The sequence below is a fragment of the Pseudomonas khavaziana genome (assembly GCF_019145205.1).
In the GTDB taxonomy this organism is placed as follows: Bacteria; Pseudomonadota; Gammaproteobacteria; order Pseudomonadales; family Pseudomonadaceae; genus Aquipseudomonas; species Aquipseudomonas khavaziana.
Window position 1 is genome coordinate 84,126 of the sequence record NZ_JAHSTT010000011.1, and the last position, 14,854, is coordinate 98,979.

13 protein-coding genes and 1 pseudogene are annotated in these 14,854 nt (G+C 62.4%); 4 read left to right on the top strand and 10 right to left on the bottom strand.

From position 1 onward, the window contains the following. Positions 1–31: 31 nt before the first annotated feature. Positions 32–376 (bottom strand): hypothetical protein, encoded by a 345-nt coding sequence (locus tag KVH01_RS22905; protein ID WP_057011215.1) that lies wholly within the window; start codon positions 374–376, stop codon positions 32–34. Between the two features lie 148 nt (positions 377–524). Between KVH01_RS22905 and KVH01_RS30045 the strand changes: the two are divergent. Together KVH01_RS30045 and KVH01_RS22915 are read left to right on the top strand one after the other, a co-directional pair. After that, positions 525–623 (top strand): annotated as a pseudogene (locus KVH01_RS30045) (hypothetical protein); the annotation flags it as partial. An 85-nt stretch (positions 624–708) separates the two neighbouring features. Beyond that, positions 709–1,668, top strand: coding sequence for an ABC transporter substrate-binding protein (locus KVH01_RS22915; RefSeq protein ID WP_217883017.1), 960 nt, complete (start codon positions 709–711; stop codon positions 1,666–1,668). Between the two features lie 71 nt (positions 1,669–1,739). Here KVH01_RS22915 and KVH01_RS22920 read toward each other — a convergent pair whose 3' ends face one another. The 5 genes from KVH01_RS22920 to KVH01_RS22940 all read right to left on the bottom strand — a co-directional run bounded on the left by KVH01_RS22920 (position 1,740) and on the right by KVH01_RS22940 (position 8,216). Further along, on the bottom strand, positions 1,740–2,495 hold the full coding sequence (locus KVH01_RS22920) for an energy transducer TonB (RefSeq protein ID WP_217883018.1): 756 nt from the start codon (positions 2,493–2,495) through the stop codon (positions 1,740–1,742). After that, positions 2,492–2,938, bottom strand: a complete 447-nt coding sequence (gene tolR / locus KVH01_RS22925) for a protein TolR (RefSeq protein WP_032889397.1) — start codon at positions 2,936–2,938, stop codon at positions 2,492–2,494. The genes KVH01_RS22920 and tolR overlap by 4 nt, the downstream gene beginning before the upstream one ends. Positions 2,939–2,952: 14 nt before the next feature. Continuing rightward, complete coding sequence (gene tolQ, locus KVH01_RS22930; protein ID WP_043051366.1) at positions 2,953–3,645, bottom strand: protein TolQ; 693 nt, start codon at positions 3,643–3,645, stop codon at positions 2,953–2,955. A 48-nt stretch (positions 3,646–3,693) separates the two neighbouring features. Then, positions 3,694–5,559 carry a phytase gene (locus tag KVH01_RS22935; RefSeq protein ID WP_217883019.1) on the bottom strand — a complete coding sequence of 622 codons (1,866 nt, stop codon included), beginning with the start codon at positions 5,557–5,559 and terminating at the stop codon, positions 3,694–3,696. Positions 5,560–5,702: 143 nt separating this feature from the next. Further along, positions 5,703–8,216 carry a TonB-dependent receptor gene (locus tag KVH01_RS22940; RefSeq protein WP_217883020.1) on the bottom strand — a complete coding sequence of 838 codons (2,514 nt, stop codon included), beginning with the start codon at positions 8,214–8,216 and terminating at the stop codon, positions 5,703–5,705. A gap of 382 nt (positions 8,217–8,598) precedes the next feature. Between KVH01_RS22940 and KVH01_RS22945 the strand changes: the two genes are divergently transcribed. Both KVH01_RS22945 and KVH01_RS22950 read left to right on the top strand, forming a co-directional pair. Beyond that, positions 8,599–9,513: a GGDEF domain-containing protein gene (locus KVH01_RS22945; protein ID WP_217883021.1), complete on the top strand. Its 915-nt coding sequence runs from the start codon at positions 8,599–8,601 to the stop codon at positions 9,511–9,513. A 1-nt stretch (position 9,514) separates the two neighbouring features. Then, positions 9,515–10,552 carry an AraC family transcriptional regulator gene (locus KVH01_RS22950; RefSeq protein WP_217883022.1) on the top strand — a complete coding sequence of 346 codons (1,038 nt, stop codon included), beginning with the start codon at positions 9,515–9,517 and terminating at the stop codon, positions 10,550–10,552. Here the strand turns inward: KVH01_RS22950 and KVH01_RS22955 are convergent. The 4 genes from KVH01_RS22955 to KVH01_RS22970 all read right to left on the bottom strand — a co-directional run bounded on the left by KVH01_RS22955 (position 10,539) and on the right by KVH01_RS22970 (position 14,685). Then, on the bottom strand, positions 10,539–11,420 hold the full coding sequence (locus KVH01_RS22955) for a LysR family transcriptional regulator (RefSeq protein WP_217883023.1): 882 nt from the start codon (positions 11,418–11,420) through the stop codon (positions 10,539–10,541). The genes KVH01_RS22950 and KVH01_RS22955 overlap by 14 nt on opposite strands. A gap of 197 nt (positions 11,421–11,617) precedes the next feature. After that, positions 11,618–12,235: an isochorismate family cysteine hydrolase YcaC gene (gene ycaC / locus KVH01_RS22960; protein WP_043051487.1), complete on the bottom strand. Its 618-nt coding sequence runs from the start codon at positions 12,233–12,235 to the stop codon at positions 11,618–11,620. 24 nt (positions 12,236–12,259) lie between these two features. Then, complete coding sequence (locus tag KVH01_RS22965) at positions 12,260–14,098, bottom strand: amidohydrolase (RefSeq protein WP_217883024.1); 1,839 nt, start codon at positions 14,096–14,098, stop codon at positions 12,260–12,262. Next, a complete protein-coding gene (locus KVH01_RS22970; RefSeq protein WP_043051489.1) occupies positions 14,095–14,685 on the bottom strand; it encodes an antibiotic biosynthesis monooxygenase in 591 nt (196 codons plus the stop codon). The genes KVH01_RS22965 and KVH01_RS22970 overlap by 4 nt, the downstream gene beginning before the upstream one ends. Positions 14,686–14,854: the final 169 nt, after the last annotated feature.

Below are 14,854 nucleotides of genomic sequence, written 5' to 3' on the forward strand. Positions count from 1 at the left end.
AATCAGTAAAAAACCAGGCGCGCAGGATACGTTAATGGGCGCGGTAGCCCCACACAATCTCTACCACCCGCTCGGCAACCACCACGTACACCAGGATCAGCAACAGTTGCAGCGCCAAGTGATAGCGCAACTTGGCCAGCCTTCGAATGCCATCACTGACGTTCAGCAACATCAATAGCGTCGACAGGATAATCAGCCCCCAACCGGCGACGTTGGAGGCGAACACCCCGATAAACAACTCACGCTGCCCCACCAGCGTATTGGTCCCCGCCGCGAACAACAGTGCGCACACCAGCAGGTTCTTTACGTTGTCGAAGATCTGTGTGCTCAGGTCGTTGTCCAGCAACGCCAGATACCGCGTCCATAACGTGCGCATGCTTGAGTACCGAGTGGGAAGGCTCGTCAATCAAGGTAGTTCAATTGTGGCCGCTGTCGAGGGTTGGCCAGGCTTAGAAATGCGCCACATCCGAGACCTGCTCATCGAGCACATCGCGGGCCAATGCCCAGGCGCGGTCCTTGGACTCCACCACCCACGGGAAGCCATGCAGGCTTACCTGGACTGGGAGTTCGGCCTGGTCGCGCAACTGGCCCGCGACGGCACCCATGGTTTCTATGTAATCTGACCCACCGCTGCACCGTTCCCACGGACATCCGACCCCTTCTCCAGGCGGAGGTATCTCCTTTTATCCAACGCCTGGAGTTTGCCCCATGCTGTACGCCACCCCATTCAAACGCCTGCTGCTGGGCGCCGCATTGGCCCTCGGCCTGTCCACCGCCCAGGCAGCCGACCTGCAACCGCTGCGCGTAGCCAACCAGAAGTCCACGATCAAGGCACTGCTGGACGCTTCTGGCGAAAGCCAAAACGTTCCCTATGAGATCAAGTGGTCGGAATTCCCCTCGGCTTCGCCCCTGGGCGAAGCGCTGAATGCCGGCGCCGTGGATGTCGGCGCCCTGGGCGATGCTCCCTATGTGTTCGCCCTGGGCGCGGGCGCCTCAATCAAAGTGATCAGCATCATCCATGCCGAAGGGCGTAACACCACCGCACTGCTGGTGCCCAAGGACTCGCCGATCAAGACTGCGGCAGATCTCAAGGGCAAGAAAATTGTCACCGGCCGCGGCTCCATCGGGCACTACCTGGCAATCAGGGCCCTGAACGATGCCGGCCTGAGCACCCAGGATGTGCACTTCATCTTCCTGCTGCCCGCCGAATCGCGGCTGGTGCTGGACAACGGCACTGCAGATGCCTGGGCAACATGGGACCCCTACACCACCGTGGTCACCTCACAGAGCAACGCCCGCGTGCTGGTCAGCGGCAAGAACCTGTTGAGCAATCACCTCTATTTCGCCGCCACCGGCCAGGCGATCGCCGACAAACGCGTGCAACTGGACGACTTTGTCGCACGGGTTGACCGCGCCTACGCCTGGGCCAACGCCCACCCCGATGCATACGCCGCCGCCCAGGCCAGGATCACCGGCTTGCCATTGGCCGTGCACATCGAAGTGGCCAAGGACACCCACCTGTCACCTGTCGCGATTGACGACAGCGTGGTCCGCGGCCTGCAAGCCACCGCCGACACCTATGTCAAAGAAGGGCTGCTGCCCAAGCACATCGACGTCTCCCAGGGCTTCGATCCAAGTTTCAACACCAAGCGTGCGTCCCAGTTGTAGTGCCAGCTCCGCTCAAGACGCTGGCCTGGACACTCCCCCTCCCACATTGGTCCTGTGTTGGCCGCGAGAAGTCATTTGATGCGGTAGTGGAAGGTGTTGCGCACTGCCGGTACGGCTACAGCCTTGCCGTCAACGATCCTCGGCTGGTAGCGAAAGGTATTCGCCGCCGCCAGTGAAGGCCGGATAAACAGTGGGTGGCAGCCGTCCAATACCTTGGGATTCTCCACGCGGCCCTGAATGTTGACGCTGTACTCCAAGGTGCAATCGCCTTCAATGTTCTTGTCCAGGGCGCGCTCGGGATAGTCCGGCGCTGCCTTGCTCAGGGGTTGATATTGGCGGCTGTCGAAGGCTGGCGCAGGTATGGCAGCCCGGGCTTTTTCAACGGCCAGGCGTTGCTGATCGAGGCGCTGTTGTTCGAGCTCACGGTTGCGTTGTTCGGTGGCGAGGCGCTCCTGCTGTTGCTCGGCTTTCTTTTCCTCGACGCGTTTACGCGCCAAGGCGGCTTTCTCGAGTTTTTGCACCTGGACCTGCGGGTCAACCCTGGGCTTTGCCGGCACCGGCTCAGGCACCGGCTCAGGCTCAGGGTGTGCGGAGGTAGCCGCCAGCGGTTCAGGCGCGGGCGCAGCGGGCAGCATGACCAACTGGGTGTGCATCACCCGCGGCGCATCCACCACAGGCGTTTGCGTCGACCAAGCCATCATCAACGCGGCCAGCACGCCCACATGCAGTGCCACCGCCAGGCCGGCGGCGAGGCTGTTTCTCCAAACCCCCGAAGCATCCCTGGGCGCCATCGCCGGCGTGGGGTTGTGCATGATCATCGCCGTCATTGCGGGGCCTCGGTCACCAGTCCCAGGTTGCTGACACCGCCCTTCTGCAACACCGCCATGGCCGCGACCACCCGGCCATAACCGGCGTTGTCGTCAGCGCGGATATACACCTGGGTGTCGCTGCGCGCCGCCACTACCTGCATGACCTTGGCGCCCATTTCGTCCAGGCTTACGGCGCTGTCGGTCTGGTGCTGGGTATCGAGTTCGCCGCCGAGGTTCCAGTAGTAGCCACCGTCGGCCTTGACCGACAGCGTGAGGATCTGCTGGCGGGTGTCGGTGGCCAGTGCCTCGGCGGCGACCTTGGGCAGTTCGATCTTCACGCCCTGGGTCAGCATCGGCGCGGTGACCATGAAGATCACCAGCAGCACCAACATCACGTCGATATACGGCACTACGTTCATTTCGGCCTTGGGCCCGTGCTTGCGTTGCGGCCTGACTAACATGGGAATTGCTCCTTTCAGGCGGCCACGGCCAGGTTGCTCGACGTGCCGCGCAGGGAACGGTGCAGGCGCACTTGCAGTTCATTGCCAAACGCGTAGTAGCGGGTCAGCAGTGTCTGGCCGCGGGCCGCGAAGCGGTTATAGGCGATCACCGCGGGGATGGCCGCAAACAGGCCGATGGCCGTGGCAATCAAGGCTTCGGCGATGCCCGGCGCGACGGTGGACAGCGTGGCCTGTTGCACCTGGGACAGGCCGATAAAGGAATTCATGATGCCCCATACCGTGCCGAACAAGCCGATGTACGGGCTGACCGATCCCACGGTGGCGAGAAATTGCAAGCCCTTTTCCAGCTCGATTTCCTGCTCGGTGATCGCTACCTGCAAGGCGCGCTCAACGCCTTCGAGCACAGCCGGGTCATGACTGTGCAAGTGCTGGTATTCCTGGACCCCGGCGATAAAGATCGGCGCAATGCCGCCCTCGCCCGCCTGTTGGATCTCACGGGACAGCGCCGGCAAATCCGGCGCGGCACGAAAACGCTGCACGAAACCGTTCAACTGCCGTTCCAGGCGGCGCAGCACACTGCCGCGCTGGATTATCAGGTACCAACTGAGCAAGGACGCCAACAGCAAGGTCAGCATGACCGCCTTGACCAACAGGCTGGCGTCGCTGATCAACCCCCAGATCGTCATATGTTCCATCGTCGCGTGCATGGTGAAGCTCCTATTCGATTGAAAATGAATGACTGCCTGATGACAGGCTCAAGGCAACTTCAAGGCGCGGGCTACCTCAGCCCAGGGTACGAACTTGAAGTTCTGGGTTTGCTCGGGCATGCGCTTGCGCCCGTCCTGCACTACCAGCATGCCCTGGCTCCATGGCCCGCCCAGGTTGACGGCCGTGACCTCGAGGCCGTCGGTTTCGGAGGCACCATCGATGCCGCCGGCGGCATTCAAGCCAACGCGCAGGGCACCGTGCACGGCAAACGGCGGTTCGGCGTCCACCACCAGGTAGCTGTCATTGCCCTGGCTGGAGATCACCAGATAGTCACGCTGATCGCTCTGGTACAGCGCCAGGCCCTCGACATCCGCATGCAGCTGCGGGCCGACCTTGATCACGCTGGTCAACGTTGCCGGCTGGTCGGCGCGTGCATCCACCGCCCATACACCGACGTCTTCCTCACCGATAAACAGGCGCTGGCGCTGATCGTCGGCCACGCAGCCTTCGGGTTGGCTGTCGACCTTGAACTGGCGCACCAACTCGCCTTGCGCACGCCCGTGCGGCGCGCTGAGACGGTATTGCAGGAAGGTGCCGTCCTTGCCGTTGGCAATCGCGTAGATCTCGCCGCTGGCGGGCTGGAACAGGCAAATGCCATAGATATCCTTGAGCGGCGTGGGCACTTCACCGGCTTCACGCAGCTCGCCGCTCTGACGGTCGATGCTGAACAGGCTCAGGCTGTTGCGGTCGCGGTTGCTCGCCACGGCCAGGTCGACCGTTTGTGCGCCGAGCTTGAAGTTGGAACGCACATCAACGTTATTCAGACGGCCCACCGCCAGCTCCTGCAACAGCTTGCCGTCGAGGTCATAGGCGAGCAGGCCCTGTTTTTTGTTGGTGCCGAGCACACGGCTGCTGGCCGGTGTCTGGGGGTGAATCCAGATCGCCGGGTCGTCCGCCGCATCGCCCTGGCGGCCAACCGGATCGCTCTGGCGCAAGGCCGCGACTTCCGGCAGCGTCGGTGCGGCCGCGACGGGCTTGGCCTGCCAGTCGAGCCTGGCCTGGTAGAGCTTGCCACTGTCGTCATCGCGCACCAGCAGCTGGCGGCCATTGATCGCCAGTTGCTGCGGTTCTTTGAGCCCCGGCAGGCTCAGGCTCACTTCCTCCAGCCAGCGCTCGCCGGCGTGCTGGAACAGGTGCAACTGGGCGCTCTTCGGGTCCAGCGCAACCATGCCACCCGGCACCAGCGCCATGGCCCCGGCTTGGCGCTTGGAGTCATCGAACAGCGCCACCGGTGTGCGTTTCACATCGGCTTCCGGGTGCGCTGGGTAGGCCCACCAGCCGACATTCTCTTCATTGACCACCAACTGCTGGGTGGCGTCGTCCACCTGGCAGAATTGCGCCGATGGCGGCAGCGGCAAACCGCGTACACGCTGGGGTTCGGCGAGCAGCGTCGCGCCGTTGCCCACCAGCCATTGCTCGCCCTTGCCTTCTTCGCCCACCAGGAATACGAACAGGTTGGCCACCGAATCGCGATAAAGGCACAGGCCATTCACCGAGTAGTCGCGGGTTGGCAGGTACAGGGGCTTGCCCCATTTTTTGCTGGCGGTGTCCAGGCTGATCAGCAACGCCTGTTGGCGGTCGTTGTCGAGGCTGGCGACCAGTACCTGGGCGCCTGTGACGCGGGTATCGAGGCTGGTGAAATTGCCTTTGAAGCGCGCCAGTTCAGCGCCCTGGCTGTCGAGCAGTTGTAGCCCGTCGCGGGTACCGGCGGCCAGGCGCTCGGTGGCGTTGGGCAAAAAGGCCACGGCTTCGGCATTCAGGCTCGGCGCCCAAGGCGACAGGGCCAGGTCGGTGGCGAATGCATTGGCGCCGGTGACCAGCGCGATCAACAGGTACAGCTTGGAAATTCTCATGAACAGGCAAATCCTTCGAATACGATAAAGATCCAATATGGGAGGGGGCTTGCTCCCGATGGCAGTGGTTCAGTGAATACAATGGAGGCTGACACACCGCTATCGGGAGCAAGCCCCCTCCCACATTGGAATCCAGGTGCGGTTTAGAAATGGGTGAAGGTCAGGCCCAGCTTGTAAGTGGGGCCGTACTCTTCGTACTGGCCGTTGTAGCTGCGGTGGCCGGTGTAGACGAAGTACGACTCATCAGTGAGGTTCTGGGCCTCGAAGCTGACTTGCAGGTTCTTGGTCACCGAGTAGCGCGCACTGAAGTCGACGAAGGTCTGCGCGTCGACGTGCAGGTCATGGGCCTTGTCGTTGATCGAGGCCAGTTCATACAGGTAGGCCGATTTGTAGTTGGCCGACAGGCGCAGGCTGAGCTTGTCGTCTTCCCAGCCAAGCATCAGGTTGCCGACCGTGTCCGACTGGTTGGGCAGGCTGATGCTGCGCTTGCGGTTGCGCCCGCTGGCGCTGTCGAAACCTTCGATATCCGCGCTGGAGCGGCTGAAGGTGCTGTTGGCACCGACCAGCAAGCCATTCCACGGCGCGGGCAGCCAGTCGAACTTCTGTGAGTAGGCCAGCTCCAGGCCGTAGAGTTTGGCGCTGTCGCCGTTGGCGTAGGTGTGGGCCTCGGAGAAGTTGGCCCAGGCACCCGTGCCGGCCACGTCGGTGTTGTAGACGAAGTTCTGTATGTCCTTGTAGAACACGAACGCCGATACGGTGCCGGCACGGCCCATGAAGTGTTCGATGCCCAGGTCCAGGTTGCTCGATTCCAGGGGTTTGAGGTCCGGGTTGCCGAAGGTGGCTTCGTCATCGTCGATCACGAAACCCGGCGCCAGCTGGCCGAATGTTGGGCGCACCACGGATTTGGTCCAGGCGGCGCGCACCTGGGTGTTCTTATCGATCTGATAGCGTGCGTGCAGGCCCGGCAACCAATGGTGATAACGCCGCTTGGTCTCTGTGGCGCTGAACTGGCCGTCGGTGGCGCCGGTGCCCTTGGCTTCGAACTCGGTGCCCTCGTAACGCATCCCGGCGATGAACCGCCAGTCGTCGATATCGACGGTGTTCATCAGGTAGCCGGCGTTGATATCTTCGCGGATGGTGAAGTCGTTGACCCTGGACTCGGTGGGGTCGTAGAAATCATCCCGATTGAGGCCGCCAATCAGCTGGCGGATGTTGCCCGCGCTGATACCTGGGCCATATCGGCCGAGACGGTAGTCGACACTGCCCTTCTGGAACTGCGTGAGGTTGAGCTGTTCATCACTGAGACCTTGCTGATCCAGGTCCTTATAGACCCAGGCCTCCAAGTCGTTGTCCTTGTTGCGGCGGCTGGCCTTGCCACCGAACTTGAACTGGGAGGCATAGCCACTCAGGTCATAGTCACGGGCCAGGTCCAGGCGCAGGTTTTTCTCGGTGTCCTTTGTGTACTGTTTCTCCCAATCGACCTTGTCGAGGCTGAAATTGCTGGCGTCGTAGAAGCCGCTGCCGATGATCGGACGGGGTTTGTCCTTGTCATAGAAACCGCTGTTGGCGAAGTCGCCGCCGTCGAAGGTGGCGCCCGCAATGTGCGCCGGGCTATCTTCGCTGGACTGGCTGTAGCCGGCCTGGCCGCTGAGGGTCCACAGGCCCAGCATGCGTTCGCCGCCAAACACATAGGATTGGATCTGCTGGGTTTCCTCACGGTTTTTCAGCTTGCGCTTGCCCTCGGCATCGCCCAGTTCACCAGGCGCTTGCGGGTCGGCAAATTCGAGGCTGGCGGCGTTGCGGGTTTCGGTGTCCTTGTAGCGGCTGTAGAGGCTACGCAGGTAATAGCTGCTGAGGTCGTCGGGCTTGTAGTCGAAGTTCAGGCCGCCACCTGCGCGTTCGCGGCTGATGTCGTAGTCGCGCTGTTCGAACTCGTTGAGCCTGGCGCCGTCGGTGAAATCCCAGGCGCCACCGGTCTCGACGTTATCCGAACCGAAGTCGCGCTTCTGCCAGCTCAGCGCTGCGGCCACGCCGAAGTTATCGATGCCATCGCCGAGGCTGAAGCGGTTACTGGCGGCACCGGAGAATTTCGGGCTGGTCTGGCGAGTGTTCTTGTCGTAGCTGGCTTCGGTGCTACCGGTATAGAACAGGCCCTTGTGATCGAACGCCGACAGGCTCTTCACATCCACGGTGCCGCCGAGTGAGTTGGCGTCCATGTCCGGGGTCAGGGTCTTGATCACCGACAGCGATTGCACCAACTCAGAGGGCAGTACATCGAGGGCCACGGCGCGGCGTTCGCTCTCCGGCGCGGGCACCAGGGTGCCGTTGATGGTGACGCTGTTGAGGTCCGGGCCCAGGCCGCGCACGCTGACAAAACGCCCTTCGCCCTGGTCGCGTTCCACACTGATGCCCGGTAGGCGCTGCACCGCTTCGGCGACGTTTTCATCCGGTAATTGGGCTACCCCGTCGGCATGTATCACGCTCCTGATGCTGTCGGAAGAACGTTGTTCCTTGAGGGCGCTGTCCATGGCAGCGGCCTGGCCGACCACTTCGACATGCTCGGTGGTGGCCGCCTCGGCCGCCGTGAGCCGCTCGCTGGCCATCGCCAGGGCCAAGGCGGTAAGCGTGAAGCTGACGAGCCCGGTGCGCTTGTACATGCAATCCTCCCCAAGAATCCATTGGCGCCAGGCAAGAGGGCCCGGCAACTGGGAGGGCACGCTAGGGGTGGGGGATGACGGTTCTGTGACAGCATTGAGTGGTCATGTCCGTAAACCGCAGGTTTACACGGATTATTGGCTTGGAATGAGCTGATATGACCTCAGCAGTTCTCATGTGGGAGGGGGGCTTGCCCCCGATAGCGGTGTGTCAGCTACAAATAAGCTGACTGATACACCGTCATCGGGAGCAAGCCCCCTACCACATGTTTAATCTTTGTTGCCTGTGAGATGAGCTGATTCGACCCTCGCCCACCGTCATCCAACGGTCACATCCATCTGCTGTGCTGGCGCCCATCGCTCATTTGCCCAAGGACTCGCGGCCATGTTTTGCGTGCTCAAGCCCCACCGCTGGAAACTCTCGTTGCTGCTGGTCGCCGCCAATCTCGGGCTGATCCTGCACCTGGCCTGTGGCGAATTGAAAAGCGTCAGTGAATGGGTGTGGCTGGATATTGTCGGCGAAGGCGGTTCCGCCCTGCTCGCCCTGGTATGGCTGGGACTAGTGCTCAAAAGCCGCCCCGCAGGGCGCGTCACCAACTACCTGGCGCTGGGCCTGTCGTGCATCTTTTTCTCCTGGTGGATCGACAGCCTCGACGAGTTTATCCGCCTGCCCGACAGCATCACCTGGGACCATTGGCTGGAGTCCGGGCCGATGCCGGTGGGCATGGTCCTGCTGACCATCGGCATCTACCACTGGCACCGCGAACAACTGGCGATCAGCGCGCAGATGGAAAAACGCGAGCGGCTGTTCCGTGAGCATCGGCTGTTCGACAAACTCACGCCGCTGGCCGGCGCTGACTATCTCAAGCGCCAGTTGGCCGGCAGCCTGCAAGACAGTCGCGACCAGCAACAACCGCTGTCGCTGCTCGCCCTGGATCTGGACAACTTTGCCGCCATCAACCAGGCCTACGGGCATGCCGAGGGTGACGCGGTGCTGCAGGCCCTCAGCCATTTGCTGCTGCTCAACCTGCGCCGCCAGGACCTGCTGTGCCGCCTGGCCGGTGACCGCTTTGTGGTACTGCTGCCCAATACCGGTGAACGCCAGGCCAGGGAGCTGGCGCTGGAGTTGCAGCAGGCAGTGCTCGGCCTGGCCCACAAGACCCGGCAACAAGGCGAACGCCTGCAACTGGCCGCGACCACCGCCGTAGTCATGGCCCTTGAAGAACCGTCCCAGGACTTGCTCAAGCGCCTGAACCTGGCGTTGGCCAGGGCCAAGCAACCGCTTGCGAAAAGTGCCTGAGATGGCCGTGAAAACCAGCTGGTATGAAGCCGACAGCCGCTTCATCCCAGGGCATTACCAACCCGCCACGCTGATCGACCTGGCCTTGTCCCGCGACATCGACAGCCATCGCCTGCTGCGCGGCACCGGCCTGTTTCACGAGGACATCCTGGCCGGCACCGCGCACCTGAGCCCGCAACAGTTCTTCGGCCTGATCGGCAACAGCCGCAAGTTATTGGACGCCGACGACAGCAGCTTCTTGTTTGGCCAGCGTCTGCTGCCGGGCTATTACGGCGCCGCCAGCCACGCCCTAGGCCATGCGCAAAACCTGCACCAGGCCGTGGAGATCCTGATCCAGCAACAGGTGCTGCTCAGCCCGTTGGCCACCCTGCAACTGGAGCTGGATGAGCATCACGCCTACCTGTACTGGCTGGACAGTTGCGGCGCCGGCGAGCATTGGCGTTTCCTGCTGGAAGCCAGCATGACCTCGCTGGTTGCCATGAGCCAATGGCTGAGCGGCGAGCGCCTGCCGTGGGCATGCAGTTTCAGCCATGCCGAGCCGCGTTATATCGAGCAGTACTGGGTTCACCTGGGCGAAGACACGCATTTTGAGCGCCCGCTGGACATGATGAGCATCCCGCGTGAATACCTCACCCGCCCCTGGCCTGGCGCCTCGGCCACGGCCGGTCAGGTTGCGCGTCGGCAGGCCCGCGAGCAGATCGAACAGCTGGGTTTTGCTGGCAGCTTTCTCGACTGTCTCTACGACTACCTGCGCGACCTGGTACGCCAGCCGCCCAGCCTGGAACAGGCGGCCCAGGCCTTCGCCATGAGCCCGGCGACCCTCAAGCGCAAGTTGAGCAAGCATGACACCGGTTTTCAACAGCAAGTGGACCGGGTACGCAAACAGGTGGCGTTGCACCTGTATCAGCTCAAGGGCTACAGCAATGATGAGGTGGCGACGTACCTGAACTTCAACGATGCGGCGAACTTCCGGCGTTCGTTCAAGCGCTGGACCGGCAGCACACCGAACCTGATCCGCCAGCTGTTCAACAGCCGCTAGCCAGGCGTTCGCGCAAAAACTCCACCAGCGCCTGCACCGGCCGTGAGCTTTGCCGGTGCTGGGGATATACCGCCGACAGGGTCAGTGCTTCGGGGGCGAAGTCGTCCAGCAGTGTCACCAGGCGCCCATCTTTCAACGCCTCCGCGACGATAAAGGTCGGCAGGTAGGTCACCCCCAGCCCGGCGATGGCGGTATCACGCAACAACTCGCCGTTATTCACGCGCATACGCCCACTGACGTTCAACCCCTGCAACTTGCCTTTGAAGCGCCATTGCACCTGGCGACCATGGCCATAGGGCAGGCAGGCGTGCGCGGTCAGGTCCTCGGGTTTCAACGGCGTACCCCGCAGCGCCAGGTAATCGGGGCTGGCGCAGTACACCCGCTGCACGCTGGCGATCCGGCGGGCAATCAGGGTGGAATCTTCCAGGGTGCCGATGCGCAGCACCAGGTCGTAGCCCTCGCCGATCAAGTCTACCGGGCGGTCGCTCAGGTCGACTTCCACCGACACCTGCGGATGACGTTGCAGGAACAACGGCAGCAGGCAGCCCAGGTGAGCCATGGCGAATGACAACGGCGCGCTGAGGCGGATGGTGCCACGCGGCTCGCTGTTCTGGCCGGCGATGCCCTGCTCCACTTGCTCGACTTCACCGAGCAGGCGCAGGGCGGATTCGTAGTAGCTCTGCCCCAAAGGCGTGACATCCAGGCGCCGGGTAGAGCGATTGAGCAGACGCACGCCGAGGCGCTCTTCCAGCTGGATCAGGCGGCGGCTGACGAATTGCTTGGACAGGCCCAGTTGCTCGGCGGCAGCGGTGAAACTGCCGGACTCCATGACCTGGCAGAACAGGCGCATGTCTTCGAAAGGGTTCATTGTCGCTTCTCGGTGGACGATGGCTGATTTATAGCCTTTCAGCGGCCACACCACAAACCTAATATGGGAACACAATCAAATGTGGGAGGGGGCTTGCTCCCGATGGCGGTGCATCAGTCAAAAGTGCTGTGACTGACACACCGCCATCGGGAGCAAGCCCCCTCCCACAGGAGACTGCCTACATCTGGCAGACCTGCTTACTTGGCGGTGAACGCCGAGTAGCTGTTCATCAGGTTGCGGTAGTTGGGAATGCGCGGCGACAACAGGTTGGCCAGGCCTTCCATGTCGTTGCGCCAGTCAACCTGCAGCTCGCAGGCCACCGAGAACCAGTTCACCAACTGTGCGCCGGCGGCAGTCATACGTGCCCAGGCGGCTTGTTGCACGGTTTCATTGAAGGTGCCGGAGGCGTCGGTGACCACGAATACCTCGAACCCTTCGTCGAGGGCGCACAGGGTCGGGAAGGCTACGCATACATCCGTGACCACGCCGGCAATGATGATCTGCTTGCGACCGGTCGCCTTGACGGCCTTGACGAAATCTTCGTTGTCCCAGGCGTTGATCTGGCCAGGGCGGGCGATGTACGGCGCATCCGGAAACAGTGCCTTGAGCTCTGGCACCAGTGGGCCGTTGGGGCCGCCTTCAAAACTGGTGGTCAGGATGGTCGGCAGGTTGAAGAACTTCGCCACGTCGGCCAGGGCCAGCACGTTGTTCTTGAATTCGTTGGGGGAGAAATCCTGCACCAGAGAAATCAGGCCGGTCTGGTGATCGACCAGCAGGACAACCGCGTCGTCTTTGTTCAAGCGCTTGTAAGTCATGGGGTAACTCCTTTGGTTTCTGGATTAAAAGGCAAAGCATGAACAGCCAAACGCACCCCAGAAGCCCTGGAAGTCGCTGACTGGGACACTGGAAAGACGGGCTTTTTCATGGCTGTGGGCATGCACGCCGCACGGGCCGCTGCACTGGTGGACCTGGGCCTGCAAGGGCGAGGACGGACGCCAGTGCCCTGGTACCTTGACCACCGGCGACCAGTCCGGCAGCACCGGCACGCGTGGCGGGGCGAAATCTTCGAAGTCACCCGCGCCGTATACCACCTTGCCGCCGACCACGGTCAGTACCGATTCGATCCACTTGATGGCTTCCTCGTCGACACTGAAGAAGTCCGCCGACAACGCGGCCACGTCCGCCAGCTGGCCGACCTTGATCTGGCCCTTCTTGCCCTGCTCGGACGAGAACCAGGCGCTGCCGTGGGTAAACAACTCCAGCGCGGTAAGGCGTGGCAGACCCTCGGCGTGCAGCTCCAGGCCGCCAACGGTGCGGCCGCTGACCATCCAGTACAACGAGGTCCAGGGGTTATAGCTGGAGACCCGCGTGGCATCGGTGCCCGCTCCTACCGGCACGCCTTCGGCGAGCATGCGCTTGATCGGCGGCGTGGCTTCGGCGGCCTTGGCACCGTAGCGCTCGACAAAGTATTCACCCTGGAACGCCATGCGGTCCTGGATCGCAATGCCGCCGCCGAGGGCGCGCACGCGCTCGATGTTTTTCGGGGTAATGGTTTCAGCATGGTCGAAAAACCATGGCAAGCCATTGAAGGGAATGTCGCGGTTAACTTTCTCGAACACATCGAGCATGCGCGAGATGGATTCGTCGTAGGTGGCGTGCAGGCGGAACGGCCAGCGCTGTTCCACCAAGTGGCGTACCACCGGTTCCAGCTCCTGTTCCATGGTCAGCGGCAGGTCCGGGCGCGGTTCGAGGAAGTCTTCGAAATCCGCCGCCGAAAACACCAGCATTTCGCCAGCGCCGTTATGACGCAGATAGTCATCGCCCTGATGCAGAGTGACGCTGCCGGTCCAGTTCTTGAAGTCGCTGAGTTCTTCCTTGGGCTTCTGGGTGAACAGGTTGTAGGCGATGCGCACCGTCAACTGTTGATCCTTGGCCAACTGTTCGATCACCGCATAGTCATCGGGATAGTTCTGGAAGCCGCCACCGGCATCGATGGCGCTGGTCAGGCCCAGGCGATTGAGTTCGCGCATGAACTGGCGGGTGGAGTTGACCTGGTATTCCAAGGGCAGTTTCGGACCCTTGGCCAAGGTCGAATACAGGATCATCGCGTTAGGACGCGCCACCAGCATGCCGGTGGGGTTGCCGTGGCTGTCGCGTACGATCTCGCCGCCTGGCGGGTTGGGCGTGTCCTTGGTGTAGCCGGCCACCCGCAACGCCGCGCGGTTGAGCAAGGCGCGGTCGTACAGGTGCAGCACAAACACCGGGGTGTCCGGCGCGGCCTGGTTGAGTTCTTCGAGGGTGGGCATGCGTTTTTCGGCGAACTGGAATTCGTTCCAGCCGCCGACCACGCGCACCCATTGCGGTGTAGGGGTACGGTCGGCCTGGTCCTTGAGCATGCGCAAGGCATCGGCCAGGGACGGCACGCCTTCCCAGCGCAGTTCGAGGTTGTAGTTCAGCCCGCCACGGATCAGGTGCAGGTGCGAGTCATTGAGCCCGGGGATCACCGTGCGGCCCTTGAGGTCGATGACCTGGGTGGCGCTGCCGCGCAGGGCCATGGCTTCACCGTCGGTACCCACAGCGACAAAGCGCCCCTCACGAATGGCGACGGCGGTGGCCCGTGGGTTTTCCCGGTCCACGGTGTGAAACTGGCCATTGAACAAAATCAGATCGGCGTTCATAGGGTTTCCTTTACAGAAGGTTGAAGCCAGGGGGCAAACAAGCGGGTGGCCGCCGGCATCAGCAGGTAGACCACCAACAGCACAATGGTCAGGGTGACCAGGAAAGTGGAGACCACGTAGTTGGATAGCAACGGGTGCAGGCGCAGGATCGGCCCCCAGATAAACGGCAGGAGCAAGGTTTGCGGCAAAATCACGCACAGGCTGACCACTGCCTGCTTCCAGCGCGGCGGCTGGGCAGCGCCGTCGGCCTGGGGCGCGAACCAGAACTCATTGACGGCGCCGATTTCGGTCTGGTCGCCGTCCGCCAGCATCGGCGCGGCTTCGTCGATCAGGGCCTGACGTTGGGGAGAGTCAAGCCACAATTCCAGGGCATCGGTGGATCGATAGCGCAGCACACAGGTGAACAGCGCCATGCCGTTCTGCCGGCTGCGTACCACATCGACGCCCAGATGGCCGGGGCGCTCACCGGCAATACGCACGATACGGCGCAGCCAGGCTTCATACTCGGTTTCGCGCCCGGGCTTGACCCGGTGCTTGACCACCAGCGTGACGACTTCGTCCGGGCTGGTCTTGGGTGTTGGGTCCATGGTTGGGTGACTCCCCCGCAGGATTGAGCGATGGGAGGAGTTTGCCGGGCCGTGGATATTGGGAATTGGATGTATGTGCTGTTTGGAGCGTGAGGATGTTGGAGGGGGCAAGCCCTATGCCTGTAGGAGCGAGCTTGCTCGCGAAAAACCCATAGGCGCCGCGTTTATT

Excerpts from the sequence above, each read along its gene's own strand:
- KVH01_RS22905 (WP_057011215.1), bottom strand. The coding sequence starts at position 376 with ATGCGCACGTTATGGACGCGGTATCTGGCGTTGCTGGACAACGACCTG.
- KVH01_RS22915 (WP_217883017.1), top strand. The coding sequence starts at position 709 with ATGCTGTACGCCACCCCATTCAAACGCCTGCTGCTGGGCGCCGCATTG.
- KVH01_RS22920 (WP_217883018.1), bottom strand. The coding sequence starts at position 2,495 with ATGACGGCGATGATCATGCACAACCCCACGCCGGCGATGGCGCCCAGG.
- tolR (WP_032889397.1), bottom strand. The coding sequence starts at position 2,938 with ATGTTAGTCAGGCCGCAACGCAAGCACGGGCCCAAGGCCGAAATGAAC.
- tolQ (WP_043051366.1), bottom strand. The coding sequence starts at position 3,645 with ATGCACGCGACGATGGAACATATGACGATCTGGGGGTTGATCAGCGAC.
- KVH01_RS22935 (WP_217883019.1), bottom strand. The coding sequence starts at position 5,559 with ATGAGAATTTCCAAGCTGTACCTGTTGATCGCGCTGGTCACCGGCGCC.
- KVH01_RS22940 (WP_217883020.1), bottom strand. The coding sequence starts at position 8,216 with ATGTACAAGCGCACCGGGCTCGTCAGCTTCACGCTTACCGCCTTGGCC.
- KVH01_RS22945 (WP_217883021.1), top strand. The coding sequence starts at position 8,599 with ATGTTTTGCGTGCTCAAGCCCCACCGCTGGAAACTCTCGTTGCTGCTG.
- KVH01_RS22950 (WP_217883022.1), top strand. The coding sequence starts at position 9,515 with ATGGCCGTGAAAACCAGCTGGTATGAAGCCGACAGCCGCTTCATCCCA.
- KVH01_RS22955 (WP_217883023.1), bottom strand. The coding sequence starts at position 11,420 with ATGAACCCTTTCGAAGACATGCGCCTGTTCTGCCAGGTCATGGAGTCC.
- ycaC (WP_043051487.1), bottom strand. The coding sequence starts at position 12,235 with ATGACTTACAAGCGCTTGAACAAAGACGACGCGGTTGTCCTGCTGGTC.
- KVH01_RS22965 (WP_217883024.1), bottom strand. The coding sequence starts at position 14,098 with ATGAACGCCGATCTGATTTTGTTCAATGGCCAGTTTCACACCGTGGAC.
- KVH01_RS22970 (WP_043051489.1), bottom strand. The coding sequence starts at position 14,685 with ATGGACCCAACACCCAAGACCAGCCCGGACGAAGTCGTCACGCTGGTG.